The sequence below is a fragment of the Arthrobacter sp. B055-34 genome, from assembly GCF_059090425.1.
Genome location: NZ_JBNHFQ010000007.1, coordinates 253,276 through 280,085 on the forward strand (window position 1 = coordinate 253,276; position 26,810 = coordinate 280,085).

Here is a 26,810-nt window from a genome sequence, read left to right on the forward strand (position 1 = left end):
GTTGTGTTCATTGTGGTCACGCTCACATGCCGGAAATCGGCCGGATAATGGGTATAGTTCACCCGACCAACCGGGGACATGGACCGGTTCCCAGGTGGAAAGGATCCCAGTGCTCAAGCACGCCGGCAGGCAAACAAGACGACACCGACGCATCACCCTGGCCGGTCAGTACCTGGTCCTGCAGCTGCTGATTGTGCTGGCCGTGCTGGTCGGTGTCATCGCCATCTCGCTGGCTCAATCCGCGCAGGCTTTTGAACGCGTCGAAGGACGCCGGGCGCTCTCCGCCGCCGAAACCCTCGCGGCCATGCCTGCCGTGCGCTCACTCCTCCCCGGGGCCGAGCCGCGGCTGGGCTCCGCGCTGCCGGCGGTGGCCGAATCCGTCCGCACTGTCTCGGGTTCCACTTTCGCCATCCTGGCCCGGCCTGACCGCACCATCATCACCTCGCCCGACCCAGCCCAGTTGGGCGAACTCCTGCCGCTGGGCGAGAGCAGCGTCCTGTCCGGCCGAGCCTGGACCGGCGAGGTCAACATGGTCGGCAGCACCACCTCGCTGGTGGCACACGTTCCGGTACTCGACGACCGCGGGCAAACGGTGGGCATTGCCGCCGTCGGACGTGAATACCCCTCCGCGTGGGAGCGCCTGGGCGAGGCCGGCCCCAACCTGCTCACCTATCTGGGCGTCTCGCTGGCCCTCGGCACCGCCGGTTCCCTGCTGCTGGCGCGCCGCGTTAAACGACAGACCCTGGGCCTGGAGCCGGAGGAGATCGCCGGGCTGGTGGAGCACCGCGAGGCCATGCTCCACGGGGTGAAAGAGGGAGTCCTCGCACTGGACCCGCAGCAACGGATCACGCTGACCAATGACAGCGCGCGCTGGCTGCTGGGCCTGCCGCTGGACTGCGTTGGCCGCAGCCTCGACGAGCTGGACCTGGTGCCGCAGCTTCGCGAGGTGCTGACCCGCGACCAGGCGGACGCGGACCGGCTGGTCCTGGTCGGCGAGCGGGTGGTGGTCTTCAACCGCATGCCGATGCGCTCCCGCGGCAGGGTAATCGGTTCCGTCACCACCCTGCGCGACCGCACCGAGCTCTCCTCGCTGGAGAAGGAACTCGGTGCCACCCGCACCACCACTGATACCCTGCGCGCCCAGACCCACGAGTTCGCCAACCAGCTGCACACCATCTCCGGCCTGATCCAGCTCGGCGAGTATGACGAAGTGGTCAACTTTGTCGACGGGGTCAGCCTCAGCCGCACCCGGCTCTACGATGACGTCACCAGCCGCATCCAGGATCCGGCGGTGGCAGCGCTCCTGATCGCCAAGGCCAGCCTCGCGGCCGAACGCAATGTTGCGCTGGAACTGGCCGAAGGTTCCGGCCTGGGACGGGCGGACGATGAGCTGTCCCGGGACCTGACTACCGTCGTCGGCAATTTGGTGGACAACGCCCTCGACGCAGTCACCGGCACTCCCGCCGCCAGTGTCCGGATCCTCCTCGAGGACAAGGCCGATCAGGTCATCGTCACGGTGAAGGACTCCGGCCCGGGCGTGGCGGTGCAGTCGCTGGAGGACATCTTCACGCAGGGTTTCACCACCAAAACCTCACAGAACGACGGCGGACGCGGCTTCGGTCTCGCGCTCACCCGGCTAGTATGTCTGAGGCGGAACGGCGAAGTGAGCGTCCACAACGACGGCGGCGCCATGTTCACCGCCCGCCTCGGAAAGCGGAGCCCACAGTCATGATCAAGGTACTTATTGTCGACGACGACTTCATGGTCGCGAAGGTGCACGCCGGTTTTGTCCGGCAGACGCCCGGATTCGCCGTCGTTGGCGTAGCCCACACCGGCGCCCAGGCGCTTGTGGAGGCCAAACGTCTCCAGCCCGATCTGGTCCTGCTGGACATCCACCTGCCGGACATCAGCGGGCTGGACCTGCTGCAGCAGCTTCGCGAAGAGGTGCCCGAGCTGGACGTGCTGGTGATTAGCGCCGCCCGCGAGGTAGACACCGTGCGCCGGGCACTGCGTGGCGGCATTGTGCACTACCTGATGAAGCCGTTCTCCAACGAGGACCTGCGCGAGCGGCTCGAACACTACCAGCAGGCCTACCGCCCGCTCGCCTCGTCCAAGAGCACCGCCGAGCAGGCGGACGTGAACCGGGTCTTCGGCGTGAGCCGGACCGAGCGACCGCTGCCCAAGGGGTGCAGCGTCGAGACCCTGCGTCTGGTCGAGCAGCTTCTGCGGGACACCGGAACCGATCTTTCGGCCAGCGAAGCCGCAGACCGGCTGGGCACGTCCCGGGTCAGCGCCCGGCGTTATCTCGAGTATCTCAGCGACGACGGGCGCGTGGAGGTCCAGCTCCGCTACGGCGGGGTCGGCCGCCCCGAACGCCGCTACGTCTGGCGATCCTGAAGAGTACACTTTCGCCCATGACAAGTACGAACACGGTGTTCGGCTGGGCTTTCGGCGACGGCGCCCGTGCCGACGACAAGGACTATCTGGTCAGGCTCCGTCAGGATGCTCTGGAGAACGCGCGGCAGGAAGCAGCCCGAAAGGGAGTGGACGTTGTTCCGGATTCGGCCGACTTCACGCTCGTCTCGGACGAGGATTCACTGATCGATCTGGGTGAAGCCGGGCAGAACCGGATTGTCATTCGCTGCACGGTCGACGTGACGGGCCCGGGTGCCGGACAGCTGCGGGCCGAGGGGCCGATGAACGGCTAAGACGCCGTCATTCGGAGGATCCGGACGTGGATGTCCCAGATAACGGCAGAAAAAGACAGCAGTTCCCCACGCACCCGCCAGGACGGACAGCCCGACGCTGTCCACGGAGCCGGCGCTGGCAGGATAGAGAAGCCAGGTGGCTCCCAGCACCACCGAACTGATCCAGCAGCTGGTGCCGAGCAGGGTGCGGCCCGGGAACCAGAAGGTCATGACCAGAACGGCCAGCGAGAGATACAGGCCAAGCGCGGCCTGCACGGGCCAGTGGGTCAACCCCCAGGTGATGTCGTCTTCGATGCCCGGCGTTTGGGAGAGTTCCACCGCCGTTGCCGCATACGCCCACCAGAACGGAACCCCCACCAGGGCCAACAGGAGCAACGGCCCGCTGGGATCCAGCCCCGACGTCGTGCGTCGCCGCTGAGCTTGGCGGCTGGTATTGTCAGGGCTGCTGCCGGAGGTACTTCTTCTGTCGCGCCGCCCAGCGATGGAACTGATGACGGTCATCGGGATGAGAATCGCCGCCACTACCAGCGGCGACGTGTCATGTGTGAAGATCCAGGCCAGCAGCAGGGCCGCCGCCACGGTCCAGAGCTGGACCAGAGCCGGGGCCGGTTCCTGCGGCCGGGCCGCGATGGCCAAGAAGGCGCCGCTGATCACGAAGGTGAAAAGCACGCCCCAGCTGGCCTCCAGTCCCATGACGGCGGCGAAGCCTTCGTTGGCGCTGAAGACCGTGAGCAGATCGACGATCCCGAAGAACGCCACTGCCCAGAATAGTACTGCCAACCCCGCCCAGATACGGGCACCCGCGACCATAAACAAAAGTCTATCGCCGCCGGTCCCTTCGGTGGAGAGCTACTCCACGTTGGAGAGCTACTTGACGTTGGCCTTCAGGCAAGAAACCGAGCGCTCCCAGGCCAGCTTCGCTTCCTCGGGCCGGTAGTTGCCCTGCGGGTTTTCGTCATTGTGGAAGGCATGCGGGGCGTCGTAGTAGAAGAACTCGACCTTGGCCCCAGACTCGCGGCGGATCTGTTCTTCCTGCACCCGCGCCTTCTCAGCAGGGTAGGACGAATCCTGCTCCCCGTAGTGCCCCTGCACAACGGCCCGCACTCCGGTGTAGGAGTCCGGCACAGCCTGTCCCACGCCGTAGAACGGTATGGCCGCGCCAATCCGCTCGCCCTGCTGCGCGGCGAGCGCCAGGACAAAGCCCCCGCCCATGCAGAAGCCGATGGCGCCCACAGTGGAGCTGGTCACGGCGTCGCTGGCCAGCAGGTAATCCACGGCACCGGCGAGCAGACGTGCGCCCTCTTCCTCAGGCAGCTTTGACATCATCTTGGCCGCTTCCTTGCCATCGTGCGTGATCCAGCCGCCGTAGAGATCGGGGGCCAGCGCGACGAAGCCTTCGGCGGCAAGCCGGTCCGCCACGTCGCGGATGTGGTCGGCCAGGCCCCACCACTCCTGGATGACGATGACGCCCGGCCCCTGACCGGACTCGGGCAGGGCCAGATAGCCATGGGCTTCTCCGCCTGCTGATGCAAAGCTGACGTTCTGGTGCGGGGTCTTCTCAGCCAAACTTCCTCCTGGTGTCGCATTCATCGAAATGTCGGTTAGTCGATTGGTGGGTCCACGGTCCAGTGTAGATGTCACCGGATGGGGTGCCGCGGGCTCAGTTTCCGCCCACAGCCTCAAGAAACTCCTCCACCATGGGCGCTCCGGTGACGGCGCCGAGGTCGCCATCCTCCACGAACACCGCCAGCGCTAGGTCGCCCTGCCCTGCGATCACCCACGAGTGGGTCTGCAGCGGATCCTCGCTGCCGTATTCGGCCGTGCCGGTCTTGCCGATCACCGGCTCCCCCGGTAGGTCGGCAAGGTTGGCCAGATAACCATCAACGACGGCGGAGCGCATCATGCCGGTCAGCTGGTCCGCTTCCTCCTGGGTGAGTTTCGGGACGTCAGGCAGCTCCGCCTCGGCGTCGTGCCCCTTGACCAGCTGCGGGACAACAACCTCCCCCTTGACCACGGACGCCATCATAGTGGTCAGTGCCAACGGTGAGGTCTGGACGCGGCTTTGGCCGATCATCGATGCGGCATGGGCCGTTCCCTCTGTGTCCTCGCGGGGGACGTTCCCCATGAACGCTTCAAGGCCAAGGTTGGCGTTCATTCCGATGCCGAGCGCCCCGGCTGCGTCAGCCAGCTCAACCTGGGGCAGGTTCTCATACTGGGCGACGAACGCGGTGTTGCAGGAATGGGCAATGGCTTCGGTCAGCGTAATCTCGCCCAGGAAGGCTGCCGGGTAGCCGTCGGCATTTTCGAAGGTGCGCCCATCTGCAACGAATTCCTCCTCGCATGTCACGGAGGATTCCGGCGTCATGCCCTGGCGAAGCAGCCCGAGGGCCGTGGCGATCTTGAATGTGGACCCGGGGGCGTACTGGCCCAGGAAGGCGGTGTTGTAACCATTGCTGTCCGGACCGTTGGCCGCGGCGAGGATCTCCCCGGTGGACGGGCGCACGGCCACAATGGAGCTGGGCGATTCGATGTCCGCCAGCACGTCCTCCGCCGCCCGCTGCATGTCCGGCTCCAGGCTGATCTGGACGTCCTGCCCGTTCTCCGGCTCAATGCTGAACAGCTCCCGCGGCGCCGCGGCTTCCGCTTCCGTGCCGCCCTGGTCGCCGTCGTCCCCTTCAGCGGCTGCGACAGCGGAAATGGTCAGGCCCGGCGCGCCGGACAGGTCATCGTTGTAGGCGGCCTGCAGCCCGGACGTGCCCACCATCTCGCCCTGGACGATCTTGCCTTCGGACTTTTCGATGTCCTCGGCCGAAGCTTCGCGCACAGTGCCCAGCACTGCCGCCGCGAAGTCGCGCGAGGGCGCCAGCGGCAGCTCGTCCTCGAGCGCGGCCGAACCGTCAATGGATTCCAGCCGGTTTTGGTCCAGATCCTTGAAGGCAGCCTCGCGCAGGGTGATGGCATCCACGAAGGCCTCCGGCCCGTAGGCCTCGACCTTCGACTGGTAGTCGCCGGCGTCGATGTCCACCAGTTCGGCCAGCTGCTGCGCGGAGGCCTTGGCCGCGGCCTCGCTCAGCCCGGACTTGTCGATGCCGACCACCCGGACCGGCCGCTCGGTCACCAGGGGTTCGCCGGCGGCGTCGAGAATGTCGCCACGCTCAGGTTCGGCGGTGGTCTTCGCCAGCCGCTCCCCTTCCGCCAGGGACGGTTCCACGATGGCCGGTGACCACACGACCTGCCAGCTGTCGTCCGCGTGGGCGAGCTCCGCCGTCGTTGTATAGGTCCATTTCTGCTCGGAGTCCGGGATGGTCCATTCGTAGGACAGCGTGGCGGTGGTGCGGTTGTCCTGGACCTCGCCCACCTCGGCCACGGAGACCTTAGGCACCAGCGGATCCATGCCTTCCAGAACGCCGGCCATTTCCGCCTGGACATCCGCCCCGGTGGCGCCGGAGAAGGCAATGCTCTCAACATTCTTTGCGCTTAGGCCCTCCGCGAGTGCGGCGGCGGTACTCTGTGCCTCGTCCTTGCTCGGGGCGCAGGCGACCGCCGTGCCGACCAGCAATAGTGCCAAAACTGTTCCAAGTGCGCGCCGCAGCATGTTCCCCCTGTTGTCCAGTGACCTTTAGCGAACTTATAAGCGCGCGGCGGATATGTCGAGTGCGCTGGAAAGTTGTGGGGATCCTGCGGGTTATGCGCGGGGTTGGCAGTTGGTGCTGACCTTTGGGCCTGGAGTTACTAAGCTGGCTGAGTAACGCCACCGGCCGTGGCCATCCGATCGAAGGGAAACAGCCATGACTGAACAGAATCTCCCCGACCCCGACCTCAACGTCCAGGGGGAAGACCCCGTCATCCCCGACGAGGGCGTTGATGCCGTCCCGCCGGAGCTGGTGGAAGGCGGCATCGACACCGAGGAGGAGGGCATGGTGGATGAAACCGTGTCGGACGAAATGGACAGCTATGACCGGACCGGAGGCGACAAGGGCGCACCCTTGAGCGAATTCGACCCCGGCAATTCCGAGCAGTAACCGGCATAGGAAGGTCCAGCCAATGATCCGTGACGAGAAGATCGGCGGATTCCTCGACCGCCTTGCCTCCGGCGAACCCACGCCGGGGGGCGGTGCGGCCGGGGCGCTGCAGGCTGCGCAAGGGGCGGCATTGCTGTCCATGGCGGCGAACTTCACCACCGGCGCCGAGTACGCCGACCATGCCGAGCACACTTCGCGGATCCTCGCCGCTGCCCGGGATCTGATTCCGGCTGCATTGGAACTGGCGGACGCGGACGAAGAGTCCTTCCACACGGTGGCGGATGCTTACGGGCTCCCGGACGGGACCGACGAGGAATCACAGACCCGGACCCGGACTGTGCAGGAATCGTTGGCCCAGGCCGCCGAGCCACCACGCAAACTAGTCGAGCTCTCCGGGGAAATCCTTCGCCTGGGGCAGGAGCTGGCCGGCTTTTCCAATCCCAACGTGCTCAGCGACATCGGAGCAGCCGCTGAGGCCGCCCGCGCCGCCGCTTCCTCCGGCCGCGTGACGCTGGAGATCAACATCGCGGACATCAGAGACCAGCAAACCCTGGCAGCGCTGCAGCCCGCGGTGGCCGAAGCCGGGCGGATCATCAACGGCTGCGAGGAGCTCTCGGCCCGCATCCGCCACCTGATCAACGGCCGCGGCGACCGCTGACCGCTGCCGGTCTAACGGTGCGGGTACTCGGGCGACCGGTCCTGGAAGGCAAGAATGGCAGGATTGCGGATCTCGCCGTCGCGAATCTCAATGGCGCGGTTGATGACCGCGTCCTCATCCCAGCTCGAGGGACCCGCCATGACGGTGCCGAGGAACGGCAGGACTGCCTGGCTGATCTCCCACGTGGCCGAATTCCACAGATAGGAGGGGCTGTGGTCTACGCCGTAGTAGTTGATGTGGTCCCCGACCTCGAACATCGGCGAGGCGAACGTCGTCGGACGCGCCCAGCTGAACCCCATGCCCTCGTCGCAGGAGACGTCCACGATCAGGCTCCCCGGCGTGAATGCGTCCAGGTCCTCGGTCCGCAGGTAGGTCAGCGGCGCGTTGGGGTCCTGCAGGGTGCAGTTGACGACAATGTCGCTCTCGGCCAGGAACGGTGCCAGCGGCATCCGGCCCCGCGGCGTGATCACGTGGCTCAGGAACGGCGCATCCTGATCATGGTCGAACTGGACAATATCGACCGAATGGATCGGTGAGCCGACGGCGGCGACACTTCGGCTGGTAAGCACCTGCACGCCGTGCACGCCGTGGGCATTGAGGGCTGTGACGGCCCCGCGGGCCGTGGCGCCGAAACCAATAACGACGGCGCGCAGTCGGCGCCCGTAGTCGCCGGTCGACCCGATCAGCTGCAGTGCATGCAGCACTGAGCTGTAACCGGCCAACTCGTTGTTCTTATGGAAAACGTGCAGGCCGAACCCACCGTCGCTGGTCCAGTGGTTCATCGCTTCGTAGGCGATGAGCGTCAGGCGTTTGTCGATGGCAAGCTGGGTGACGGCCCGGTCCTGGACGCAGTGCGGCCAGCCCCACAGGACCTGGCCATCGCGCAATTCGGCGAGATCTTCAGGCTGGGGCTTCGGCAGCAGGACCACATCGGATGACTCAATGAGCTCCGGGCGCGAGGTGATGCGGCCTACCAGCGGCTCCAGCTGCGCATCGGAGAGTCCGAACCGCTCGCCGTAGCCGTGCTCCAAGGTGATCCGGCTCCGGAGCGCAGGGGCAATCTGCTCAAAGTGGCGCGGGTGGATGGGCAGGCGCCGTTCGTCGGGCTTGCGCGTGGTGGACGGAATTCCCAGGCTCAGCTGGCTCACCGGGCTCAGTTTTTCTTGGCCTTCGTGAGCTTTTCCATTTCGGAGGCCGCGGCGGCGCCGGCCTTCTTATCGGTCCGCTTCTGCTTGATCGATTTGCCGGGCTTTTTGGACATGGACTGTCGCGGGGACTTGTCTGCCATTAGGGGTTTCCTTAATTGGAGCCGCAATGGCTCCGAGGGTTCTGAGACTACACCACGCTTTTCGGCTTGATTCATTGATCGATTCACTGCGGAGCGGAAGACTTCGACCATTCGATGGCAGCTATGAACTCCGCCGTAGAGCCCCGTTTCCGTCGTAATCGGCCGTGACCGGCCGTTGCGAAACGGCTACAACAGGGCCCTCGCGGAGGCCTCCAACCGGGCTTGCGCGCCCGATTTGAAGCACTTCTGAAATATCCCGTGACGGTTCGAAATCAGTATTGACAGGCAGGGATTAAACCTCTGGATCGCGTCATATTCTGGGAGCATCATTCGTGCAATTTGAAAGGCTTTCAGCCATGAAAAAACTGCATGCGTGGCTCGCGGTCATCATGTTGATCGTTGGACTGGGACTTGTCGCTCCCAGCGCAGCCACTGCAGCACCTTACTGCGGCATTACTTGGGGATCACTCGCTAAAACGTCTTCGGCCACGACCTACGGTCACCTGGCCAACGTCCGGGCAGGCAAGCACGCCTGCTTCGACCGTCTGGTGTTCGACATCAAGGGCAAGCGCGCCGGATACGACGTCCGCTACGCCTCGGTCTACACCGAAGGCAAGGGCGACTATGTTCCACTCCGCGGGACCGACCTGCGCGTTATTGTCAAGGCCCCGGCATACGCCAACGGCAAGGCAACCTACCTTCCGCGCAACAAGGCCAACATCGTCAACGTCAAAGACTTCCGGACCTTCCGCCAGGTAGCGTGGGCCGGCAGCTTCGAGGGCCAGACGACCATCGGACTTGGTGTCCGGGCACGGTTGCCGTTCCGGGCCTTCACTCTCAACGGCCCGGGCTCGCAGACAAGGCTGGTGATCGACGTCGCCCACCGTTGGTAGGCACTAAAGCAACTATTCAATCCCGGCTATAACAACGGCGGTGTCCCCGCAGGTGGCTATGCAAGCGCACGGTCCACCTGATGGGGACACCGTCGTTCCTGCTGTTGGCCAGCCATGACACATTTCGGAATATTGGCTCTACCCGCCGACGTTGTACGTGCTACCGTTCAGCGTTCCCGGCCATTCGCCGGCAGCGCAACCGACATCTTCTCAAAGGGGTCCCACCATGATTCGTCGCCGCCTCTCCTTGCTTGGCGCCTCCGCCGCGATCGCCCTCGCCGTTGTCGGTTGCGGATCTTCCACGCCCGCCGAACCCGGTGCAACGTCGGCGGACGCCGGCCCCACTACCCTGCAGGAAATCCAGAATGCCGGCGTCATCACGGTCGGCACCGAGGGAACCTACAAGCCGTTCTCCTTCCACGAGAACGGTGCCGGAGAACTCACCGGTTTCGACGTCGAAATCATCACCGCCGTGGCCGACAAGCTCGGCGTGGAAGCCCAGTTCGAAGAGACCCAGTGGGACGCAATCTTCGCGGGTCTGGAAGCCGGCCGGTTCGATGTGATCGCCAACCAGGTGTCCATCAACGAGGAACGCCAGGCCAAGTACGACTTCTCCGACCCCTACACGGTGAGCACGGGCGTGCTCGTGACTAAGGCGGACAACTCCGAGATCACCTCCTTCGAGGACCTCGAGGGCAAGACCACGGCGCAGTCCCTCACCAGCAACTGGTACACGCTGGCACAGGAATCCGGCGCGAATGTGGAGGCCGTTGAAGGCTGGGCTCAGTCCGTGACACTGCTCGAGCAGGGCCGGGTGGACGCGACCATCAATGACAAGCTGACCTATCTGGACTACCAGAACACCAGCAACAACGAGAACATCAAGATCGCCGCCGAAACCGAGGAAGAGTCCCTGAGCGCGCTGGCGTTCAAGAAGGGCAGCACCGAGTTGGTCGACGCGGTGAACACAGCCCTCGAGGAACTGCGCGCAGAGGGCAAGCTGGCGGAAATCTCCGAGAAGTACTTCGGCGAGGACGTTACGCAATAACGACGGCGGCACCGGTCCAGGCGTTAGCCTAACCGTATGGACATTGATTGGGACCTCGTTGCCAGTTCGTTCTGGCCGATGGTCCAAGGCGGCATCCGGGGCACCATTCCGCTCTCCCTGACGTCCTTCTTCCTGGGCCTGGCCCTCGCACTGATCGTCGCCCTGATGCGGCTGAGCGGCAACAAGATCATTTCGGCTATCGCCCGCGGCTACGTGTCCGTTATCCGCGGCACGCCCTTGCTGGTCCAGCTGTTCGTGATCTTCTACGGCCTGCCCTCCATCGGCGTGGTCATTGATCCGTGGCCCAGCGCCATCATCGCGTTCTCGCTCAATGTCGGCGGCTACGCGGCGGAGATCATCCGGGCGGCCATTCTGTCCGTGCCGAAAGGCCAGTGGGAGGCCGGGCATACCATCGGCATGTCACCGGTTACCACGCTGCGCCGGATCATCCTGCCGCAGGCCGCGCGGGTGTCCGTGCCGCCGCTGTCCAACACCTTCATCTCGCTAGTCAAGGACACCTCTCTGGCCTCGCTGATCCTGGTGACCGAGCTCTTCCGCCAGGCGCAGGAAATTGCCGCGTTCAGCCAGGAATTCATGGTGCTCTACGTCGAAGCCGCCGTGATCTATTGGGTTTTCTGCCTGATCCTCTCCAGCGGGCAGTCACAATTGGAAAAGAGGCTGGACCGCTATGTCGCCCACTGATCCGCTGGCCCCGCGCGGGTCAGTACCTGCGCACGAGCCGGTACTGACCGTATCCGGCCTGCGCAAGTCCTTCGGCGCAAACCACGTGCTCAAGTCCATCGATCTATCCGTGCGGCAGGGTGAGGTGCTGGCTCTCATTGGGCCCTCCGGTTCCGGCAAGACCACGGTGCTGCGCTGCCTCAACGGCCTGGAAGCGCCCGACGGCGGAGTGGTCGCCTTCCGCGGTATCCGCCCGGTGGATTTCGCCTCACCGGTATCCAAGAAGCAGCTTTCCTCCCTGCGGGACCAAAGCGCGATGGTCTTCCAGCACTACAATCTGTTTCCGCATAAAACGGTGCTGGAAAATGTGATCGAAGGTCCCGTCCAAGTGCAGAAGCGGCGCAAGTCCGAGGCCGCCAGCGAGGCGTCAAACCTGCTGGAACGCGTGGGGCTGGCGGACAAGAAGGACCAGTACCCGCACGAACTCTCCGGCGGCCAGCAGCAGCGTGTCGGCATTGTACGCGCGCTGGCGCTGAAACCCTCACTCCTGCTCTTCGACGAGCCGACCTCGGCGCTGGACCCCGAACTGGTCGGCGACGTACTCCATGTGATCAAGGAACTGGCCGATGAAGGCTGGACCATGGCTCTGGTCACGCACGAACTCGCTTTTGCCCGCGAGGTGGCCAGCGAAGTGGTCTTCATGGACGGTGGCGTAGTCGTGGAACGCGGCCACCCGGACCAGGTGCTGCGCGACCCGCAGGAAGAGCGCACCCAACAGTTCGTGCACCGACTGCTCAACCCGTTCTAGGTCAGCCAGCTATCTCCCGAGGCCCTCTTTGTCCACATTCCGGTGGAACCGCATGCCGGCAAGGCCGCCGAGGATCGCCCCGGCCAGAGTAACTGCCAGGATCACCAGCAGCGTGATCAGGGCGCCTGTGGTCATCTGGTCCCCTCCCACCGGGATGTTCGGGAAGGCGTTCATGTTGGCAAGGACATTGGCCTGGCTTCCCGCCACGGCCCCGACCACGGCGACGATGATCGCGATGACCACGGCCCAGATCCAGACCGCGACGCCCTGCTTCATCCCGTTGAAGCGCGCCATCCTGCCGGCAACGTAACCTCCGCAGTAATAGGCGATGAAAAGAATCACAGCTAGCACTATGGCTCCCACGATTCCCGCCGTCGCCGCATCCTGCGTTGCCGCGCCTGCTGCCTCGTCCGCGCTCAGCCCGGTATTCGCGCCGATCGCGGCCCCGATGGCGCTGGCCAGGGCGATCAGCAGCACCGCAGCGCCGGTCGCCGTCAGCCAGCCGAAGAAGGCCGAGCCAATCTTAACGCCGCCGTATTTCTCCTTCTCCCGGCCGACCACCGTGCGGCGGTCCTCCCGCCCGTCGACGTAGGCCGATTCCGTGCCGTCCCGCGGTCCGCGGTCCGCCGGTTCACGGGATGATGGCCCGCGGTCCGGCCGGTCGTAATCAGGTCCGGTGGCTTCGTGTCTTGCATTCATGATGACGTTTCCTTCCACCCGCCGCTACTCTGCGGCGCCCGAAAAAGCACCGCGAACAACGCGAATAGTAAGTAGTCTTACTGGTTAAGTGAATCACCGCCCATACCACCGCGCAAGTGCGGTGAAAACCCCTACAGCACGCGGCGGGCTAGCCATCGTGAAAAAAACAGCTAGAATCGTTGTCGATTCCAACTAAGTAATATCTGAGCCGCATTCTGTCATCCTTCGTCTCACTGGCAGAGTGGGCCCACCTGGCTCCGGCAGTTCCCCAACGGCCCGGAACCAGGTTCCCGGAGAGTCCCGGCACCCTCGGCCCCAACCGAGGAACCGGAACTCAAAAAAGCCCCGCAGCAGCGGGGGGACGAAAGATTGACTCAGCACTATGACCTCATTGACACATAAGAAGATCACAGCCACTTCCGTGGACGAAGCAGACAACCTGCTCGAAGCGGTTGTGGACGAACTCCAGCAACTGGCCGGCCAGGACGGCGTTCACGGCATCCTGGTTACCAAGACCGGTCCCGGCCAGTTCACCGTTGAGTTGAGCGAAGAGGTGCCGTTCGGAGTCACTGAGGAAGCCATCGCTTAGTACGCTTCAACAGGAGATGGACCGCCAGCCCTGCCAGCAGTGCCCAGAAGGCTGCACCGATACCAGCGAAGCCAACACCCGAGGCGGCAATCACGAAGGTGACCAGCGCCGCCTCCCGTCCACCGGCGTCGGAAATCATTGACGACACCGAGGAGCCGAGCACGCCCAGTAAGGCCAGGGCGGCGATGGTTTCCATGATGCCGTCCGGACCGAGCACCACCAGCGCCGCCACCCCCGTGCTCAGGAGACCGAATACCAGGTAGGTGACGCCTGCAATCCGGGCTGCGCGCCAGCGCCGGGACGGGTCGGGATGCACGTCGTTATTTGCGGCCAGGGCGCCGGAGATCGCGGCGAGGTTCACGGAGTGCCCGCCGAACGGCGCCGCGAGCAAGGTCAGCACGCCGGTCAGCACCATCGAGAACCGCCACGGAACCCGGTAGCCGAAACTGCGCATAACCACCACGCCGGGCACGTTCTGCGATGCTATCGTGACAATGAACAGCGGCACGGCGAGTGCGGCGGCGGGCAGCAGTTCCAGCGACGGCGCCGCCAGGCTGACCTGGGGCAGCAGATCCTCCCAGCGCAGCTCCCGCATTCCCGGGCTGGCGGCAATAACCGCAAAACCCACCAGCACGACGGCGGGGGTGGCCCACTTGCTCCACCAGCGCATGCCCAGCACCCACACCAGCACGAGCGGCAGGAGCATCCCAGGATTCGCCCCGGCGAGCCCCACTGCATCGAGGCAGATGGACAGGATGATGCCCGCCAGCATGCCCGAGGCCACGCCCGGTGGAATCAGCTCGATCAACCTGCCCAGCGGGCGGATGACTCCGGCGAGAACCACCAGGACGCCCACCATTGCAAAAGCCGCGACCGCTGTCGGCCAGCCGCCGGGAAGGACCCCGGTCGAGGCCAGCAGCGCAGCTCCCGGCGTTGACCAGGCCAAGGTCAGCGGTATCCGGTAGCGCTGAGCCAGGATCAGCATCCCGATCCCTTGCAAAACGCACAGCGCCAACAGGCCGGAAGCCGCTTGGGCCGGCGTCGCGCCAACCCCGCGAAGCCCTGTCAGGACGACGGCGAAAGAACTGGTAAAACCGACGACGGCGGTGACGATGCCGGCGGACAACGTTGCATCATGCGCGAGCACCGGTGCTGATTGCGCGGCAACCTCTGGTTCATCTTGTTTGCTGGCCACAGCCAGAGGCTAGCATTTACGTCCGAAACAAGATCAGTCAGCAAACTTAGTTTCCCATTGTGGCGGACCACGCCCTTGTGTAGCGTGATGATGAGTGGCCACTGACTGGTCCGCGACGGCGGACATTTTGCACTCAAGGCACTCAAGCCAAAGGAGCACAATCATGGAAACGGTAGAAGAGACCATTGATGTAAACGTCCCGGTAAGCACGGCTTACAACCAATGGACACAGTTCGAGTCCTTTCCGAACTTCATGTCCGGGGTTGAGTCCGTGACTCAGTTGACCGACACCACGAACCACTGGATCACCAAGATCGGCGGCGTGGAACGCGAGTTCGACACCGAGATTGTGGAGCAGCACCCGGACCAGCGCATTGCCTGGCGCAGCCTGGACGGCAAGTCCCATGCCGGGGCCGTGACCTTCGAGCGGCTCGGAGCGGACAGCACCAAGGTCGCGGTCCGCTTCGAATGGGACCCGGAGACCTTCACCGAAAAGGCCGGCGCCAAGCTTGGGATCGACAGCCTCCAGGTGAAGTCGGACCTGAAGAAGTACAAGGAGTTCGTCGAAAACAGAGGAGCCGAAACGGGCGCCTGGCGCGGCGATGTTGATGACACTGCCGCGGGCAGCGCCGGCCAGGCTGCCGCCAACATGGACGAGGACCTGCCGCCGGGCCGCCCGGTCTAAACCGCGCGCTGAAACACGGACGCTGTGCACTCGGGCAGTTGCCAGCTTCTTCAGGGCTAATTCACAAAATAGAGTCGTAGCGTTTTAAGCACCTCATCAAAGGTGCGAGTGAACAAGACACCGGCTGGTCCTAGAGCCTCCCCCAACCTCCTGGACCAGCCGGTGTCGTTCGTTAAGGCCACCGCTGATGTGCCTTTGGATCCGAGCGCCCCAGCTTCTTCAGCTCGCGGGATACGGCATTTTCCTCAGGCTAGATGCCAGATGCACGGCACGGCGGGCGGACGTCACCGTCGTCGTTGCTGTTACCTCCGGCGTTTCCGGCAGGTCCTGGAAGTCGGTGCCGTGCATGGCTCCCCGACCCAGTACGTGGATCCCTGCGCCGGAATACTGAAGCCGACGGCGACCAAGGCCATCTTGTCGTACATGCTTGGCCGGTTTTGGCCATCCGTCTCGGACGGCTCCGCATCGAGGCGCTCCAGAACCTTAGCGCAAGACTTGCCGGATGTCCCAGCCAGATAGGCGTGGCGAGCACCAGAATGTCCGAGGCGAGAATCTGCTCCCGGATCCGGGACCACTCATCTCCGTCGCCCATGTCGGCCTGGACGCCGGGCTTGATGTCGCGGTCCACCACCCGGATCAGATCGCACTCGACGCCTTGGGAACTGAGTTGCTGGATGATTTGGCGGGCCAGCAGCTCGCTGCTCGAGGGCTTAGGCGACGGTGTCAGGGTGCAGACCAGGGCAAGGGCTTTGAGCTTCGCATCATCCATGGGGCCATTCTCACGACGAGGCCGGTGGGCTGCCACCCTAGACGGCACTTTCGCTTTCAGGTTATTCACAGGCTGCTCTGGGTTTGCATTCATGTAAAGGCTCTAGTGTTGAAAACACCTCATAGGTGCGAGTGATTACGGCACCGGCGGTCGGAGTTTCCCCCAACCTCCCGATCCGCCGGTGCCTTCTCTTTTGTCACGTGTGTTAAGCACCGGTGCCGGAGCGGAAGCATCCACCGGAGCCGGCGATGCGATAATTCAGCCATGACTGATGCAATCGCCTACCAGGGCGAACCCGGCTCCAACTCCCATATAGCGTGCACCGAAGTTCGCCCCGACTGGGAGGCTGTGCCGTGCGCCAGCTTTGAGGATGCCTTTGCTCAAGTCACCAGTGGCCAGGCAAAGCTGGCCATGATTCCCATCGACAACTCGATCGCCGGGCGCGTCGCCGACATCCATGCAATGCTGCCCAACACCACGCTGCAGATTATCGAGGAACACTTCCTGCGCATTAGGTTCAGCCTGCTGGGAATCCCCGGCACCAGCATCGACCAGGCCAAGGAAGTGCACAGCCACATTCATGCACTGGGGCAGTGCCGAAAGCTTATCCGCGAGCTCGGCCTCAAACCCGTCATCGCCGGCGACACCGCCGGGTCCGCCCGGGAAGTCAGCGAATGGCAGGATCCGGCCAAGGTTTCCCTCGCGCCGCCGATGGCAGCCGAGCTCTATGGACTCGATGTGCTCGCACATGATGCCGAAGACGACCCCACGAACACCACGCGCTTCGTGGTGCTGGCGGACAAGCAGCCCATCCCCAGCCGCGAAGAGCTCGCAGGCCCGGCGGTGACGAGCTTTGTCTTCCGCGTCCGGAACGTTCCGTCGGCGCTCTACAAGGCGCTGGGCGGCTTCGCCACCAACGGGATCAACATGACCCGGCTGGAAAGCTACATGGTCGGCGGCGAGTTCGCGGCCACAATGTTCATGGTGGATGTGGAAGGCCACCCCGAAGACATGGCGATGATCCACGCGTTTGAGGAACTGGACTTCTTCACCACCGAGATCCGGATCCTCGGGGTCTATCCGGCACATCCATTCCGGTTCAAGCAAGCTTAGGAAAAACCGTCCCGGCCGTTACCGGAGGCCGCCGAACAGGTCAGCCGCTGCCGGGATTCAGCACTTCGTCGAGGTTGAACTTCACCGGTTCTTCCAGCTGTTCGTATGTGCAGGACTGCGGATCCCGGTCCGGCCGCCAGCGGGCAAACTGCGTGGTGTGGCGGAACCGTTCGCCCTCCATATGGTCATACTTCACTTCGATCACACGCTCGGGGCGCAGCGGCGTGAAGGACAGGTCCTTGCCCCCGCTCCACCGGCTGCCCTCGGAATTGCGCGGGGTTCGGGTGCCCCCTTCCTGCTTCGCCCACGCCCACGGGTGGTCATCGAAGGTTGTGACCAGCGGCTGCAGCTCCTCGAACAGCTCTTGGCGCCGCTGCATCGAAAACGAACCGGCCACGCCCACGTTGGCCAGCTCGCCGTCGTCGCTATAAAGGCCGAGCAGCAGGGAGCCGATCCGGTCCGGACCGCTTTTGTGCACCCGGTAGCCGGCGAGCACGCAGTCCACCGTGCGCTCGTGTTTGATCTTGAACATTGCCCGCTTGTTCGGCTGGTACAGGCCGTCCAGCGGTTTGGCGATCACGCCGTCGAGCCCGGCGCCCTCAAACTCATGGAACCAGCGCGTCGCCACGCCGTGGTCCGCCGTGGCATTCGTCAGGTGGATCGGCGGCTGCGCGTGGGCGAGGGCCTTTTCCAGGCGGGCACGCCGCTCGGCAAAGGGCTCGCCGGTCAGGTCCTCGTCGCCCAGGGCCAGCAGGTCGAAGGCGACGAACTTGGCCGGCGTCTGTTCGGCGAGAAGCTTCACCCGGCTTGCCGCGGGATGGATCCGTTGCTGCAGGGCCTCGAAGTCCAGCCTGTCCCCCGAGGCTCCGACCAGGACGATTTCACCGTCGACCACGCACCGTTCGGGCAGGTTCGCCTTGACCGCTTCGATGATTTCGGGAAAGTAGCGGTTCATCGGCTTTTCGTTGCGGCTGCCGATTTCGACGTCGTCCCCGTCGCGGAAGATGATCGACCTGAACCCGTCCCATTTGGGTTCGAAGCTTAGGTCGCCGTCGGGAATCTCGCTGAGGGGCTTCGCCAGCATCGGGGCGACCGGGGGCATTACCGGAAGTTTCATGCGTCTCTCCTACCGGACGGTATAGCGGACAGCGACACCGCCGGGTTCCATGACCTCGGCGCTGTGCGGGACAAACTTTTCCCCTGCGGCCGACGGCGGATACGCCGGCAGTCCTTCGCCGAGCACGGTGGGCAGCATGTGCAGGTACAACTCGTCCACCAGTTCCTTGCGGAACAGCAGCCGTGTCAGCGTCAGCGAGCCCCAGACAATAACGTCGCCGCTCTCGGTGTCTTTGAGTTCGTGGATCCGGGCCGGAATGTTGTCGCCGATGACCCGTGCCTCACCGTCGCCCCACGGAGCCCGGTCCAAAGTTCTGGACACCACGTGCTTGGGCAGCCGGTTGATCGGCTCCGCGATAGGTTCCTCCCGCGGATCAGCGCCGGGCCAGTAAGCGGCGAACATCGAGTAGGTCACCCGGCCGAGCAGAATGGCGGAGCAGCCTTCGAGCAACCGGGTGTTGGCATCCATAATGGACGTCCAGCCGCGGATCTGATTCATAAACCGCAGGCCGCCGTCCGGTTCGGCCGCGTAGCCGTCCATCGTGGTGAACTGCTGGATGATGAGCCTGCCCATGATGGTCCTTTCTACGCAGCCAGGCCACCGGCGTCCGCTGGCCGAATTGAGCGTCCCTCCATCACGTTAGTGTCCGCCGTCCGATTTGGACAGGGTCTTATAGCCAGGCATTCTTCCCGCCCGGCCCCTCGCACCTCGGGGAAGAGCGGGCTGCCGGCGGCGCGTGCTAAGAAAGTAAGGACAGTTCCGGACGGGACAGCCCCAATCGACAGGACTCAACAGTGCAATCACGCCGCATCGGTACCCGGGAAGTTGGCAGCATCGGTCTGGGCTGCATGAATCTCAGCCACGCCTACGGGACTCCGCCGCCACGGGAAGCTGCCGCAGAATTGCTCCGGCATGCCCTGGACAGCGGAGTGGTCCACTTTGATACGGCGGCACTGTACGGGGCCACGGCCAACGAGACGCTGGTCGGCGAGGTACTCGGTGCGCGGCGCGATGAGTTCTTCCTGGCCAGCAAATGCGGCATGACCAGTGTTGACGGCAAACGTGTGATCGACGGCCGTCCGGAAACGCTCAAAGCCACCTGCGAGGACGCGTTGCGCCGGCTCCGCACGGACCACATCGACCTCTACTACTTGCACCGCTGGGACCAGGACATTCCGATCGAAGACAGTGTCGGCGCCCTGGCCGAACTGGTTCAGGAAGGCAAGATTGGCGGGATCGGCTTGTCCGAGGTTTCGGCGGCAACGCTGCGGCGGGCCCACGCAGTCCATCCGATTTCCGCGCTCCAGACCGAGTACTCGCTCTGGAGCCGCAATCCCGAGCTCGGCACACTGGCCGCCTGCGCGGAACTCGGCACGGCCTTCGTCGCGTTCAGCCCGCTGGGCCGCGGCTTCCTGACCGGCAAGATCCGCGACGTCGACGCGCTGCCCGAATCGGATATCCGCCGGGCGATGCCGCGCTTCTCCGCCGCGAACTACCCGCGGAACCTTGAGCTCCTGGATCAGTTCGCGGGCCTGGCCGGGGAAGCCGGCTGCTCTCCCGCCCAGCTGGCCATCGCGTGGCTGCTGCATCAGGGCGAGCACGTCATCGCGCTGCCAGGGACGACCAGCATTGCCCATCTTGACGAGGATCTGGCGGCCGACGCCGTCGTCGTTAGTGAAGAGGTGCTCAAGCGGGCGGACGCACTGATTAACGAGCAGACCGTCCACGGCCCGCGCTACAGCCCCGCCATGCAGGCGGACGTCGACACCGAAGAGTTCTAGACCGCACAGACCGGGTTAGAACCGGTACAGCTCGAACCCGACCCGACGGGTTGCTGTGTCGGAGCCACCGGTGGTCAGCTCGATCTGGCGCCGGGCCTGGGCTTCAACGGGCTCCAGACTCAGCGCCTGCAGGTAGCGCCGGTGTTCGCTCAGGGACCGGACGGCCCGTTCAATACTGTCCTCGTCGACCTCCAGCCAGTGCGTGGGGTGCATGGAACACACGCCCACCCAGCGCACGCCGGCGTGCGGCGGCAGCCCTTCGGCGGCGAGCTCGGGGAAGATCCACTCGTTGGCCGCGTCCGCCACCGCATCCATAACGGCAGTTCCCAGGTTGCGGTGGTCGGGCGAATTCCAGCTGCCCGGGCCCCAGGTCTGGCCGAAGTTCAGGGTGATGATGCCGTCCGGCCGGTGCCGGCGGATCGCCCGGGCGATATCCAGCCGCAGACCGGGAGTGTTCTCGATCCGGCCGTCCGCATAGTCCAGGAACTCCAGGTCCTCGACTCCGACGTGCCCGCACGCCCGGCGCTGCTCCTCGGCCCGGATCACCGCGGCTTCCTGGGGATCCAGCCCGGCAATGCCCGCTTCACCCCGCGTCGCCAACACGTAGCCGATGCTCTTGCCCGCCGTGGTCCACTGGGCCACGGCCGCAGCGGCTCCGTACTCCGGATCGTCCGGGTGCGCCATAACCACCAGCGACCGCTGCCAATCGGCCGGCATTTCCGACGACGTTTCCATAGCTGCCTCCCCCGTCCACAGGCCCTGCACTGGCCCAATGACTGTTGTTTCACCCAGCGTAGCCGCGACGGCACGGCCGGCCACTTGGTAACGGCGCCATGTCGGGCCAACGGCGAGAATCTCTTTCCCATTACGGTCATTGTCGTCAGGGAGCCGCGTCCCTACCATGGAAGAACCTCAATACCTGTCCCTGCGGGACTCAGCCAACCACAGCTTGCCCTTCATCCGCGCACTTCTCCCGCCCCAAGGATCTGCCGTGAAAAATCTGCCCCGCCGACTGGCCATGCGAACCCTGGCCGCCCTTGACCTGCACTGCGCCCGCTGCGATGCGGTGGGCGAGCACCGCCTGGACAAGCACCTGGGCAGAGCCGGAACCCAGGTCTCCCCAATCGTCCGGGCGCGGCAGTACGTGCTGGTCTGCGCCGCCTGCGGCGTAGCCCAGGAACTGACGGAGCAGCAGAAAAGATCAGTCCTGCACTACACAGCGCACCCCGCGACGGCCTGACCGCGCGTTACGTCCTATTGCCTTGGCTTGACCCGCGGCCCGTCAAGCTCTTAGCGTGATAGCTGAATCATGAGCGCCAACATCAAGCCCTGGCTGGTTGGCCGGCAACCCTCTCGTGCGTAGCGGGGTGCTCCAGGTGATGATTCGGCCGTACCGAAGGACAGCGGTTCGGCAAGTACCGCGTATCCGCCCCACGTCTTGAACCGGGCCAGCGGATCCGCCTGATGGCAAAGGACAGCCCGCGATGCCCCTGACTGACGACCTGCAGCCCGACACCCTCCGCAATGCCTTCGGCCGCTTCCCCTCCGGCGTCGCCGCGCTGTGCGCTCTGGTCGACGGCGAGCCGCAGGGAATCGTGGCGTCTTCCTTCACCGTCGGCGTTTCCATGGACCCGCCGCTGGTGATGTTCGCAGTGCAGAACACCTCCCGCACCTGGCCGGTAGTCCGCCAGGCCGGCCGCATCGGCGTGTCCATCCTCGGCTCGGGGCACGACAGCGTCTGCCGCCAGATCGCCGCAAAGACCGGGGACCGCTTCGCCGGCCTGCCCCTGCACTCCACCGACGAAGGCGCCCTCTTCCTCGAGGAAGCCGCGCTGTGGCTGGACTGCTCCGTGGAGCAGGAAGTCCCCGCCGGCGACCACCACGTGGTGCTGCTGCGCGTCCATGGCCTGTCCACCCACGACGGCGCCCACGAGCCTTTGGTCTTCCACGGCTCCGCGTTCCGCCGGCTCGAACAGCCCGCCTACATCTGAGGAACCCCGGCAAAATAACGACGGCGGCTGCCTCGGTTTCAGGGACCGGCTGCGGACCCTGCCAAGCAGCAACGTTGCCAGGTGGGCTATGCGGCGTCGTCGGCGGACGGGTCGTCCAGGTTCCCGTCCAGCAGGCTCAGAAGCTTCAGAACCGCCGGGTTGGTATTGTTCTCGTTCCACGCCACTTCAAGGTCCACGCGGTTCAACGCCTGAGTACCGTGGGAGCCCTCGATCTCGCGGAACCGCACCCCCGGCGGCGAAAACGCCCGCGTCGACGCCGGAACCAGTGTCACGCCCAAGCCCGCTTCCACGAAGGCCAACAGCGCCGGGACCTGGCTGGCGTACTGGGTGATCCGGGGCTCCGCGCCGGCGCTGGCAAACAGCCGCAGCACCAGGTCGTGGAAGTAGCGGGCCTCGCTGGTCGAGTACATCATCAGAGGCTCACCGCTCAGGACCTGTAGCGGCAAGGACTCCCCCTTCTCCAGCAGCGGGCTCTCCGCGGGCAAGGCAATCACCAGACGGTCCTGCATCACCGCCCGGTATTTGATGCCCGGCCGGGCAACGATGGGCCGCAGGAGCCCAATGTCTACCGTGCCTTTGACCAGCCCGTCCATCTGGTCCGTGGAAACCAGTTCGCGCAGCAGCAGGGAGACGCCTGGCTGTTCCTTAGCGGAGCGTCTCAGAAGCCTGGGCAGAGCGCTCTGGCCTGCGATGGCGGTGTAGCCGATAGTCACGGCGCCGGCGTCTCCTGTTGCCACGCGCTGAACGTCCAGCTGGGTTTTGATGGACATGTCAAGGATCTGGCGGGCGCTGGGCAGCAGCGTCCGTCCCGCAGCTGTCAGCTCGACTCTGCGGCTGGTGCGGTCGAAGAGCTGGGCATGCAGTTCCTTTTCCAATAGCTGGATCTGCCGGCTCAGCGGCGGCTGCGTCATGTTGAGCCGCTCGGCTGCCGCACCAAAGTGAAGCTCTTCAGCTACCGCGATAAAGGACTCCAGTTGGATCAGCGTAAACATCAATGCGCTCCTTGTATTGTTCCGTGCCTATTTTAGCTTGGACGCGCATCGACGACGGCACTTATCGTCAGAGTAGTGCAGGCGACAACGAAGCGCCGGTCCTTTAGCTACCAAGGAGATTAAATAATGCTTGACGGTGTGCTGTTCTTTCCCATTACTCCGTTCGCCAGCGATGATTCCGTGGATCACGGCGCACTCAAAGAACATCTGGAGCATGGGCTGCAGTTCAAGCCAGGCGGCATCTTCGTCGCGTGCGGGACCGGCGAATTCCATGCCCTTTCCCTGGTCGAACTCTCCGATGTGGTCACCACCGCCGTCGCTACGACCGCGGGCCGCGTGCCGGTCTATGCGGGAGCCGGCGGTGCGCTGGCGCTCGCCAAGGAACAGGTCCGTCTGGCGGAATCGGCTGGAGCCGACGGCATCCTGCTCTTCCCGCCTTACCTTGTCAACAGCCCGCAAGCGGGTCTGGTGGCATACGTCAGGGCCATCGCCGGGGCGACTTCGCTGCCCGTCATCGTCTACCACCGTGCCAACGCCCGCTTCACAGAGGCCTCCGCCGTGGAGATTGCCCGTATCGATAATGTGGCCGGCCTGAAGGACGGCGCCGGAGATCTGGACTTGATGGCGCGCATTGTCCGCGCCGTCAAGGATGAGCTGGCGGGAACAGGCAAGGACTTCCAGTTCTTCAACGGCCTGCCCACAGCCGAGGCATCCCAACAGGCTTACCGCGCCATCGGCGTGACGCTGTATTCATCCGCCACCTTCGCGTTTGCACCCGAACTGGCGGTCGCCTTCTACCAAGCGCTCGAGGCCGGCGACGAGGAGCGTCTCGGCCAACTGAGCCGCGAATTCTTCCATCCCCTGGTGCGGCTGCGCGATTCGGTGCCGGGTTACGCCGTCGCCCTGGTCAAGGCAGGCGCCGAACTCGGCGGAATCCAGAGCGGGCATGTGCGGCCACCTCTGACGGACGCCTCGGAACACGACCGCGAAGAGCTCAAGCGTCTGCTGGCCGCTGGCCGCGCCCTGCTGGGCTGAGGGGCCGAACCGTGAGCGAATCGATAATGGATCAGACCCCTGTGCTGGCCAACCTCGGTCAAGCCGCTATAACCGGCGTAACCATCACTCCCGTCGCCTTCAAAGACCCACCCCTGCTCAACACCGTGGGCGTCCACGAGCCGTTTGCCTTGCGGGCGATCGTCGAGGTCCACACGGATGCCGGAGTCAGCGGCGTCGGCGAAACCTACGGCGACGAGGCGCACCTGGCACGGCTCCAAGCGGCCGCCCGGTCCATCCCGGGCACGGACATCTTCAACATCAACCAACTGCGGGCAAAAGTTGCCGCAGTGCTGGCCGCAGACACCAGCCAGGGCGGCCACGGGATGAGCGGGATGGTCACCGGGTCCAGCACCACGGATCGTGTCCTGTCCCCCTTCGACGTCGCGGCCTTGGACATCCAAGGCAAGCTGCTGGGCCGTCCCGTCAGTGATCTGCTCGGCGGCGCCGTCCGGGAAACCGTCGACTTCAGCGGATACCTCTTCTATAAGTGGGCCGGGCATCCGGACGCCGAGGCGGATTCCTGGGGTGAAGCACTGGACCCGCAGGGCATCGTCGAGCAGGCCCGCCGGATGGTGCGGGACTACGGTTTCACCGCCCTCAAGCTCAAAGGCGGTGTGTTCCAACCCGATGAGGAAATCGCCGCCATCAAGGCACTGCGTGCGGAATTCCCTGGCCTGCCGCTGCGGCTGGACCCGAATGCGGCTTGGACAGTCGAGACGTCCATCCGAGTGGGCCGGGAGCTCGACGGCGTGCTGGAGTACCTCGAAGATCCCACTCCTGGCATCGATGGCATGGCCCAGGTCCGCCGCGAGGTGCCAATGCCGTTGGCCACCAACATGTGTGTGGTGAGCTTTGCCGATGTCGCGCCTGCGGTAGCGGCCGGAGCCGTGGACGTCATCCTCTCGGACCATCATTTCTGGGGCGGTCTGCGCCGCTCGCAGGCGCTGGCGGGAATCACCGACACCTTCGGCATGGGGCTGTCCATGCATTCGAACTCGCATCTTGGGATCAGCCTGGCGGCCATGGTTCATCTGGCCGCCGCTACCCCGAATCTGGACTACGCCTGCGATACGCACTGGCCTTGGAAGGATCCGGAGGAAGATGTCATCCTTCCCGGTTCGCTGGAGTTCAACGAAGGCGCCGTCGCGGTTCCCACGCTGCCGGGACTGGGCGTGGAACTGGACCGGGACCGGCTGGAGAAACTACACCGCCAGTACCTCGACTCTGGGCTGCGCAGCCGCGACGATACGGGCTACATGCAGCGGATCCATCCGGCCTACGAACTCAAGTGCCCGCGATGGTAACGATCCAGAAAGACACCGCAGTGGAGCGGCCGCTGAACATCGTGGTCACCGACCCGATCATCAGCCGTTTCGAAACGCAGCTAAAGCACGACGGCGGTCCGCACCATTGGCAGATGGCTGCGGCTTGGGATGCAAACCGGCAATGCAAAGCCATTGCCGACGCAGACGTGGTGGTCTGTTCCGCCCTTCCCGCCGAGCAGGCCGCCGCAGCCTCCCGGCTGCAACTGGTCCACGTTACCGGGGCAGGTTTCGACAAAATTGCGATGGGTTCGCTGGCCCCGTCTGTGGCCGTGGCGAACACGTTCCACCATGCCCGTCCCATTGCCGAACACGTCCTGATGGTCACGCTGATGCTCTCGCGCCGCGTCCTGACGGCGGACCGCGAGCTTCGCGCCGGGAACTGGCAGACCATCGCCACCAGCTCCGACGTGCCGTTCCACCCGACACTGGATTCCATGGTGCTGGGACTGGTGGGCCTGGGCTCGATCGGCACGGAAGTCGCCCTGCTCGCCCAAGCCATGGGCATGACGGTGCAGGCCATCCGCAGCAATCCGGCCGCAGAACTGCCGGAAGGCCTGCATCCGTCGTGGGTGGGTGGCCATGACGAACTGCCCAAGCTGCTGGAATCTTCCGACGTGGTGGTCGTGACCGTCCCGCTGGACGCGGCCACCCATGGACTGATCGGGGCTGCCGAAATAGCCCGGATGAAAAGCTCAGCCGTCCTGATCAATGTGGCCCGCGGTCCGGTAGTGGACCAAGCCGCGCTGTACGACGCCCTGGCGGGCAACCGCATCGCGGGAGCCGGGATCGACGTCTGGTGGGGGCCACCTGCGAAGGGCAACATCCCGCCCTCGGACTTTGCGTTCGAGACGCTACCCAACGTCGTCGTAACGCCGCATTACTCCGGCCATGCACGAGTGACCTTCGAGCGTCGCGCCGCCGATATTGCGGCCAACATCGCCAATCTGGCCGCGGGACGGCCGCTGTTCAACATAGTGCGCGCCGCGAAATAGAACGACGACGGCGAAGGAGAGGCCTGGTTCCGGCAGTCGCTTGCCGGAACCAGGCCTCTCCTTCGTGATCAGCCCAGCAGCAGCCGGCCCACCAAAAGGACCGCGCCGAATCCAGCTGCGGCGAGGGCTATGAGACGCAGCCGGCGGCGGTCCAGGAAACGGTTGGTGAAGCGGGAGACGATGTATCCGGCGAGTGCGGCGGGGACCATCCAGGCCGTCAGGATAAGGACTTCGGAGGTCACTTGACCAGCCGCTGCAAGTGCCACCAGTGAAACCGCTGAGCCGACCATGAAGAAGGCGCTCATGGTGCCGCGCAGCCGTGCTCCCTGCTGTCCTTGCCATACCAGCGCCATGGGAGCCCCGCCGATGGACGTCGAAG

Annotated in this window: 30 protein-coding genes and 1 riboswitch; of the genes, 17 read left to right on the top strand and 13 right to left on the bottom strand. The window is 64.7% G+C overall.

Annotated elements, in window-relative coordinates; translation table 11 throughout:
- Window positions 1-151: 151 nt before the first annotated feature.
- Together AC5RWO_RS15195 and AC5RWO_RS15200 are read left to right on the top strand one after the other, a co-directional pair.
- A complete protein-coding gene (locus tag AC5RWO_RS15195; protein ID WP_498732341.1) occupies window positions 152-1,732 on the top strand; it encodes a sensor histidine kinase in 1,581 nt (526 codons plus the stop codon).
- Window positions 1,729-2,397, top strand: a complete 669-nt coding sequence (locus tag AC5RWO_RS15200) for a response regulator (RefSeq protein ID WP_498634319.1) — start codon at window positions 1,729-1,731, stop codon at window positions 2,395-2,397. The genes AC5RWO_RS15195 and AC5RWO_RS15200 overlap by 4 nt, the downstream gene beginning before the upstream one ends.
- Window positions 2,398-2,594: 197 nt before the next feature.
- On the opposite strand, the gene AC5RWO_RS15205 is transcribed toward AC5RWO_RS15200, so the two are convergent.
- The 3 genes from AC5RWO_RS15205 to AC5RWO_RS15215 form a co-directional block, all read right to left on the bottom strand.
- Window positions 2,595-3,488: a hypothetical protein gene (locus tag AC5RWO_RS15205; protein ID WP_498732289.1), complete on the bottom strand. Its 894-nt coding sequence runs from the start codon at window positions 3,486-3,488 to the stop codon at window positions 2,595-2,597.
- A gap of 87 nt (window positions 3,489-3,575) precedes the next feature.
- The gene (locus AC5RWO_RS15210) at window positions 3,576-4,274 is read right to left on the bottom strand and encodes a dienelactone hydrolase family protein (RefSeq protein ID WP_498732290.1); all 699 of its coding nucleotides are present in this window, start codon (window positions 4,272-4,274) and stop codon (window positions 3,576-3,578) included.
- Between the two features lie 94 nt (window positions 4,275-4,368).
- Window positions 4,369-6,276, bottom strand: coding sequence for a penicillin-binding transpeptidase domain-containing protein (locus AC5RWO_RS15215; RefSeq protein WP_498732292.1), 1,908 nt, complete (start codon window positions 6,274-6,276; stop codon window positions 4,369-4,371).
- A 220-nt stretch (window positions 6,277-6,496) separates the two neighbouring features.
- Between AC5RWO_RS15215 and AC5RWO_RS15220 the strand changes: the two genes are divergently transcribed.
- Both AC5RWO_RS15220 and AC5RWO_RS15225 read left to right on the top strand, forming a co-directional pair.
- Window positions 6,497-6,730 (top strand): hypothetical protein, encoded by a 234-nt coding sequence (locus AC5RWO_RS15220; protein WP_498732293.1) that lies wholly within the window; start codon window positions 6,497-6,499, stop codon window positions 6,728-6,730.
- Between the two features lie 22 nt (window positions 6,731-6,752).
- Window positions 6,753-7,388 (top strand): cyclodeaminase/cyclohydrolase family protein, encoded by a 636-nt coding sequence (locus AC5RWO_RS15225; RefSeq protein WP_498732295.1) that lies wholly within the window; start codon window positions 6,753-6,755, stop codon window positions 7,386-7,388.
- Between the two features lie 11 nt (window positions 7,389-7,399).
- On the opposite strand, the gene AC5RWO_RS15230 is transcribed toward AC5RWO_RS15225, so the two are convergent.
- Together AC5RWO_RS15230 and AC5RWO_RS15235 are read right to left on the bottom strand one after the other, a co-directional pair.
- Window positions 7,400-8,545, bottom strand: coding sequence for a N(5)-(carboxyethyl)ornithine synthase (locus tag AC5RWO_RS15230; RefSeq protein ID WP_498732342.1), 1,146 nt, complete (start codon window positions 8,543-8,545; stop codon window positions 7,400-7,402).
- On the bottom strand, window positions 8,542-8,676 hold the full coding sequence (locus AC5RWO_RS15235; protein ID WP_264670884.1) for a hypothetical protein: 135 nt from the start codon (window positions 8,674-8,676) through the stop codon (window positions 8,542-8,544). The genes AC5RWO_RS15230 and AC5RWO_RS15235 overlap by 4 nt, the downstream gene beginning before the upstream one ends.
- Before the next feature lie 356 nt (window positions 8,677-9,032).
- Between AC5RWO_RS15235 and AC5RWO_RS15240 the strand changes: the two genes are divergently transcribed.
- The 4 genes from AC5RWO_RS15240 (at window position 9,033) to AC5RWO_RS15255 (ending at window position 12,106) form a co-directional block, all read left to right on the top strand.
- The gene (locus AC5RWO_RS15240; RefSeq protein ID WP_498732296.1) at window positions 9,033-9,569 is read left to right on the top strand and encodes an AMIN-like domain-containing (lipo)protein; all 537 of its coding nucleotides are present in this window, start codon (window positions 9,033-9,035) and stop codon (window positions 9,567-9,569) included.
- 226 nt (window positions 9,570-9,795) lie between these two features.
- Window positions 9,796-10,617 (top strand): amino acid ABC transporter substrate-binding protein, encoded by an 822-nt coding sequence (locus tag AC5RWO_RS15245; protein WP_498732297.1) that lies wholly within the window; start codon window positions 9,796-9,798, stop codon window positions 10,615-10,617.
- A gap of 36 nt (window positions 10,618-10,653) precedes the next feature.
- Complete coding sequence (locus AC5RWO_RS15250; RefSeq protein ID WP_498732298.1) at window positions 10,654-11,319, top strand: amino acid ABC transporter permease; 666 nt, start codon at window positions 10,654-10,656, stop codon at window positions 11,317-11,319.
- Window positions 11,306-12,106, top strand: a complete 801-nt coding sequence (locus AC5RWO_RS15255; protein ID WP_498732299.1) for an amino acid ABC transporter ATP-binding protein — start codon at window positions 11,306-11,308, stop codon at window positions 12,104-12,106. The genes AC5RWO_RS15250 and AC5RWO_RS15255 overlap by 14 nt, the downstream gene beginning before the upstream one ends.
- Window positions 12,107-12,115: 9 nt before the next feature.
- Here AC5RWO_RS15255 and AC5RWO_RS15260 read toward each other — a convergent pair whose 3' ends face one another.
- On the bottom strand, window positions 12,116-12,805 hold the full coding sequence (locus tag AC5RWO_RS15260) for a hypothetical protein (protein ID WP_498732300.1): 690 nt from the start codon (window positions 12,803-12,805) through the stop codon (window positions 12,116-12,118).
- A 382-nt stretch (window positions 12,806-13,187) separates the two neighbouring features.
- On the opposite strand from AC5RWO_RS15260, the gene AC5RWO_RS15265 reads away from it, so the two are divergent.
- Window positions 13,188-13,394 carry a hypothetical protein gene (locus AC5RWO_RS15265; protein ID WP_498732301.1) on the top strand — a complete coding sequence of 69 codons (207 nt, stop codon included), beginning with the start codon at window positions 13,188-13,190 and terminating at the stop codon, window positions 13,392-13,394.
- Here the strand turns inward: AC5RWO_RS15265 and AC5RWO_RS15270 are convergent.
- Entirely contained in the window at window positions 13,372-14,589 is a 1,218-nt protein-coding gene (locus tag AC5RWO_RS15270) for a benzoate/H(+) symporter BenE family transporter (RefSeq protein WP_498732302.1), read from the bottom strand. The two genes, AC5RWO_RS15265 and AC5RWO_RS15270, sit on opposite strands and share 23 nt — an antisense overlap.
- Before the next feature lie 163 nt (window positions 14,590-14,752).
- Here AC5RWO_RS15270 and AC5RWO_RS15275 point away from each other — a divergent pair, with 163 nt between their 5' ends.
- Window positions 14,753-15,274 carry an SRPBCC family protein gene (locus tag AC5RWO_RS15275; protein ID WP_498732303.1) on the top strand — a complete coding sequence of 174 codons (522 nt, stop codon included), beginning with the start codon at window positions 14,753-14,755 and terminating at the stop codon, window positions 15,272-15,274.
- Window positions 15,275-15,524: 250 nt separating this feature from the next.
- Here AC5RWO_RS15275 and AC5RWO_RS15280 read toward each other — a convergent pair whose 3' ends face one another.
- Complete coding sequence (locus AC5RWO_RS15280) at window positions 15,525-16,043, bottom strand: flavodoxin family protein (RefSeq protein WP_498732304.1); 519 nt, start codon at window positions 16,041-16,043, stop codon at window positions 15,525-15,527.
- Window positions 16,044-16,307: 264 nt separating this feature from the next.
- Here AC5RWO_RS15280 and AC5RWO_RS15285 point away from each other — a divergent pair, with 264 nt between their 5' ends.
- Entirely contained in the window at window positions 16,308-17,156 is an 849-nt protein-coding gene (locus AC5RWO_RS15285) for a prephenate dehydratase (protein WP_498732306.1), read from the top strand.
- Window positions 17,157-17,196: 40 nt separating this feature from the next.
- Here AC5RWO_RS15285 and AC5RWO_RS15290 read toward each other — a convergent pair whose 3' ends face one another.
- Together AC5RWO_RS15290 and AC5RWO_RS15295 are read right to left on the bottom strand one after the other, a co-directional pair.
- Window positions 17,197-18,273, bottom strand: a complete 1,077-nt coding sequence (locus tag AC5RWO_RS15290) for an ATP-dependent DNA ligase (RefSeq protein ID WP_498732307.1) — start codon at window positions 18,271-18,273, stop codon at window positions 17,197-17,199.
- Window positions 18,274-18,282: 9 nt separating this feature from the next.
- Window positions 18,283-18,846, bottom strand: a complete 564-nt coding sequence (locus tag AC5RWO_RS15295) for a dihydrofolate reductase family protein (RefSeq protein ID WP_498732309.1) — start codon at window positions 18,844-18,846, stop codon at window positions 18,283-18,285.
- A gap of 221 nt (window positions 18,847-19,067) precedes the next feature.
- Here AC5RWO_RS15295 and AC5RWO_RS15300 point away from each other — a divergent pair, with 221 nt between their 5' ends.
- Window positions 19,068-20,054 carry an aldo/keto reductase gene (locus AC5RWO_RS15300; protein ID WP_498732310.1) on the top strand — a complete coding sequence of 329 codons (987 nt, stop codon included), beginning with the start codon at window positions 19,068-19,070 and terminating at the stop codon, window positions 20,052-20,054.
- Between the two features lie 15 nt (window positions 20,055-20,069).
- On the opposite strand, the gene AC5RWO_RS15305 is transcribed toward AC5RWO_RS15300, so the two are convergent.
- Window positions 20,070-20,789: a PIG-L deacetylase family protein gene (locus tag AC5RWO_RS15305; protein ID WP_498732311.1), complete on the bottom strand. Its 720-nt coding sequence runs from the start codon at window positions 20,787-20,789 to the stop codon at window positions 20,070-20,072.
- 256 nt (window positions 20,790-21,045) lie between these two features.
- On the opposite strand from AC5RWO_RS15305, the gene AC5RWO_RS15310 reads away from it, so the two are divergent.
- Window positions 21,046-21,294: a hypothetical protein gene (locus AC5RWO_RS15310; RefSeq protein WP_498732312.1), complete on the top strand. Its 249-nt coding sequence runs from the start codon at window positions 21,046-21,048 to the stop codon at window positions 21,292-21,294.
- Window positions 21,295-21,359: 65 nt separating this feature from the next.
- Window positions 21,360-21,478: riboswitch (SAM riboswitch) on the top strand.
- Between the two features lie 60 nt (window positions 21,479-21,538).
- Window positions 21,539-22,045 (top strand): flavin reductase family protein, encoded by a 507-nt coding sequence (locus AC5RWO_RS15315; RefSeq protein ID WP_498732313.1) that lies wholly within the window; start codon window positions 21,539-21,541, stop codon window positions 22,043-22,045.
- 86 nt (window positions 22,046-22,131) lie between these two features.
- Here AC5RWO_RS15315 and AC5RWO_RS15320 read toward each other — a convergent pair whose 3' ends face one another.
- Window positions 22,132-23,058 (bottom strand): LysR family transcriptional regulator, encoded by a 927-nt coding sequence (locus AC5RWO_RS15320; RefSeq protein ID WP_498732314.1) that lies wholly within the window; start codon window positions 23,056-23,058, stop codon window positions 22,132-22,134.
- Window positions 23,059-23,181: 123 nt separating this feature from the next.
- Between AC5RWO_RS15320 and AC5RWO_RS15325 the strand changes: the two genes are divergently transcribed.
- The 3 genes from AC5RWO_RS15325 to AC5RWO_RS15335 are packed head-to-tail and all read left to right on the top strand — an operon-like array spanning window position 23,182 to window position 26,431.
- Window positions 23,182-24,093 (top strand): 5-dehydro-4-deoxyglucarate dehydratase, encoded by a 912-nt coding sequence (locus AC5RWO_RS15325; protein WP_498732343.1) that lies wholly within the window; start codon window positions 23,182-23,184, stop codon window positions 24,091-24,093.
- A gap of 26 nt (window positions 24,094-24,119) precedes the next feature.
- Entirely contained in the window at window positions 24,120-25,418 is a 1,299-nt protein-coding gene (locus AC5RWO_RS15330; protein WP_498732344.1) for a glucarate dehydratase family protein, read from the top strand.
- Window positions 25,412-26,431: a 2-hydroxyacid dehydrogenase gene (locus tag AC5RWO_RS15335; protein ID WP_498732315.1), complete on the top strand. Its 1,020-nt coding sequence runs from the start codon at window positions 25,412-25,414 to the stop codon at window positions 26,429-26,431. Before AC5RWO_RS15330 ends, AC5RWO_RS15335 begins: the two co-directional genes overlap by 7 nt.
- 68 nt (window positions 26,432-26,499) lie before the next feature.
- Here the strand turns inward: AC5RWO_RS15335 and AC5RWO_RS15340 are convergent.
- On the bottom strand, window positions 26,500-26,810 hold a 311-nt coding region (locus AC5RWO_RS15340), incomplete at its 5' end, for a TSUP family transporter (protein ID WP_498732316.1).

Bases quoted from the DNA above. Each gene is read 5' to 3' on its own strand.
- AC5RWO_RS15200 (WP_498634319.1), top strand. From the start codon at position 1,729: ATGATCAAGGTACTTATTGTCGACGACGACTTCATGGTCGCGAAGGTG.
- AC5RWO_RS15220 (WP_498732293.1), top strand. From the start codon at position 6,497: ATGACTGAACAGAATCTCCCCGACCCCGACCTCAACGTCCAGGGGGAA.
- AC5RWO_RS15225 (WP_498732295.1), top strand. From the start codon at position 6,753: ATGATCCGTGACGAGAAGATCGGCGGATTCCTCGACCGCCTTGCCTCC.
- AC5RWO_RS15235 (WP_264670884.1), bottom strand. From the start codon at position 8,676: ATGGCAGACAAGTCCCCGCGACAGTCCATGTCCAAAAAGCCCGGCAAA.
- AC5RWO_RS15240 (WP_498732296.1), top strand. From the start codon at position 9,033: ATGAAAAAACTGCATGCGTGGCTCGCGGTCATCATGTTGATCGTTGGA.
- AC5RWO_RS15245 (WP_498732297.1), top strand. From the start codon at position 9,796: ATGATTCGTCGCCGCCTCTCCTTGCTTGGCGCCTCCGCCGCGATCGCC.
- AC5RWO_RS15250 (WP_498732298.1), top strand. From the start codon at position 10,654: ATGGACATTGATTGGGACCTCGTTGCCAGTTCGTTCTGGCCGATGGTC.
- AC5RWO_RS15255 (WP_498732299.1), top strand. From the start codon at position 11,306: ATGTCGCCCACTGATCCGCTGGCCCCGCGCGGGTCAGTACCTGCGCAC.
- AC5RWO_RS15260 (WP_498732300.1), bottom strand. From the start codon at position 12,805: ATGAATGCAAGACACGAAGCCACCGGACCTGATTACGACCGGCCGGAC.
- AC5RWO_RS15265 (WP_498732301.1), top strand. From the start codon at position 13,188: ATGACCTCATTGACACATAAGAAGATCACAGCCACTTCCGTGGACGAA.
- AC5RWO_RS15275 (WP_498732303.1), top strand. From the start codon at position 14,753: ATGGAAACGGTAGAAGAGACCATTGATGTAAACGTCCCGGTAAGCACG.
- AC5RWO_RS15280 (WP_498732304.1), bottom strand. From the start codon at position 16,043: ATGGATGATGCGAAGCTCAAAGCCCTTGCCCTGGTCTGCACCCTGACA.
- AC5RWO_RS15285 (WP_498732306.1), top strand. From the start codon at position 16,308: ATGACTGATGCAATCGCCTACCAGGGCGAACCCGGCTCCAACTCCCAT.
- AC5RWO_RS15290 (WP_498732307.1), bottom strand. From the start codon at position 18,273: ATGAAACTTCCGGTAATGCCCCCGGTCGCCCCGATGCTGGCGAAGCCC.
- AC5RWO_RS15295 (WP_498732309.1), bottom strand. From the start codon at position 18,846: ATGGGCAGGCTCATCATCCAGCAGTTCACCACGATGGACGGCTACGCG.
- AC5RWO_RS15305 (WP_498732311.1), bottom strand. From the start codon at position 20,789: ATGGAAACGTCGTCGGAAATGCCGGCCGATTGGCAGCGGTCGCTGGTG.
- AC5RWO_RS15315 (WP_498732313.1), top strand. From the start codon at position 21,539: ATGCCCCTGACTGACGACCTGCAGCCCGACACCCTCCGCAATGCCTTC.
- AC5RWO_RS15320 (WP_498732314.1), bottom strand. From the start codon at position 23,058: ATGTTTACGCTGATCCAACTGGAGTCCTTTATCGCGGTAGCTGAAGAG.
- AC5RWO_RS15330 (WP_498732344.1), top strand. From the start codon at position 24,120: ATGGATCAGACCCCTGTGCTGGCCAACCTCGGTCAAGCCGCTATAACC.
- AC5RWO_RS15335 (WP_498732315.1), top strand. From the start codon at position 25,412: ATGGTAACGATCCAGAAAGACACCGCAGTGGAGCGGCCGCTGAACATC.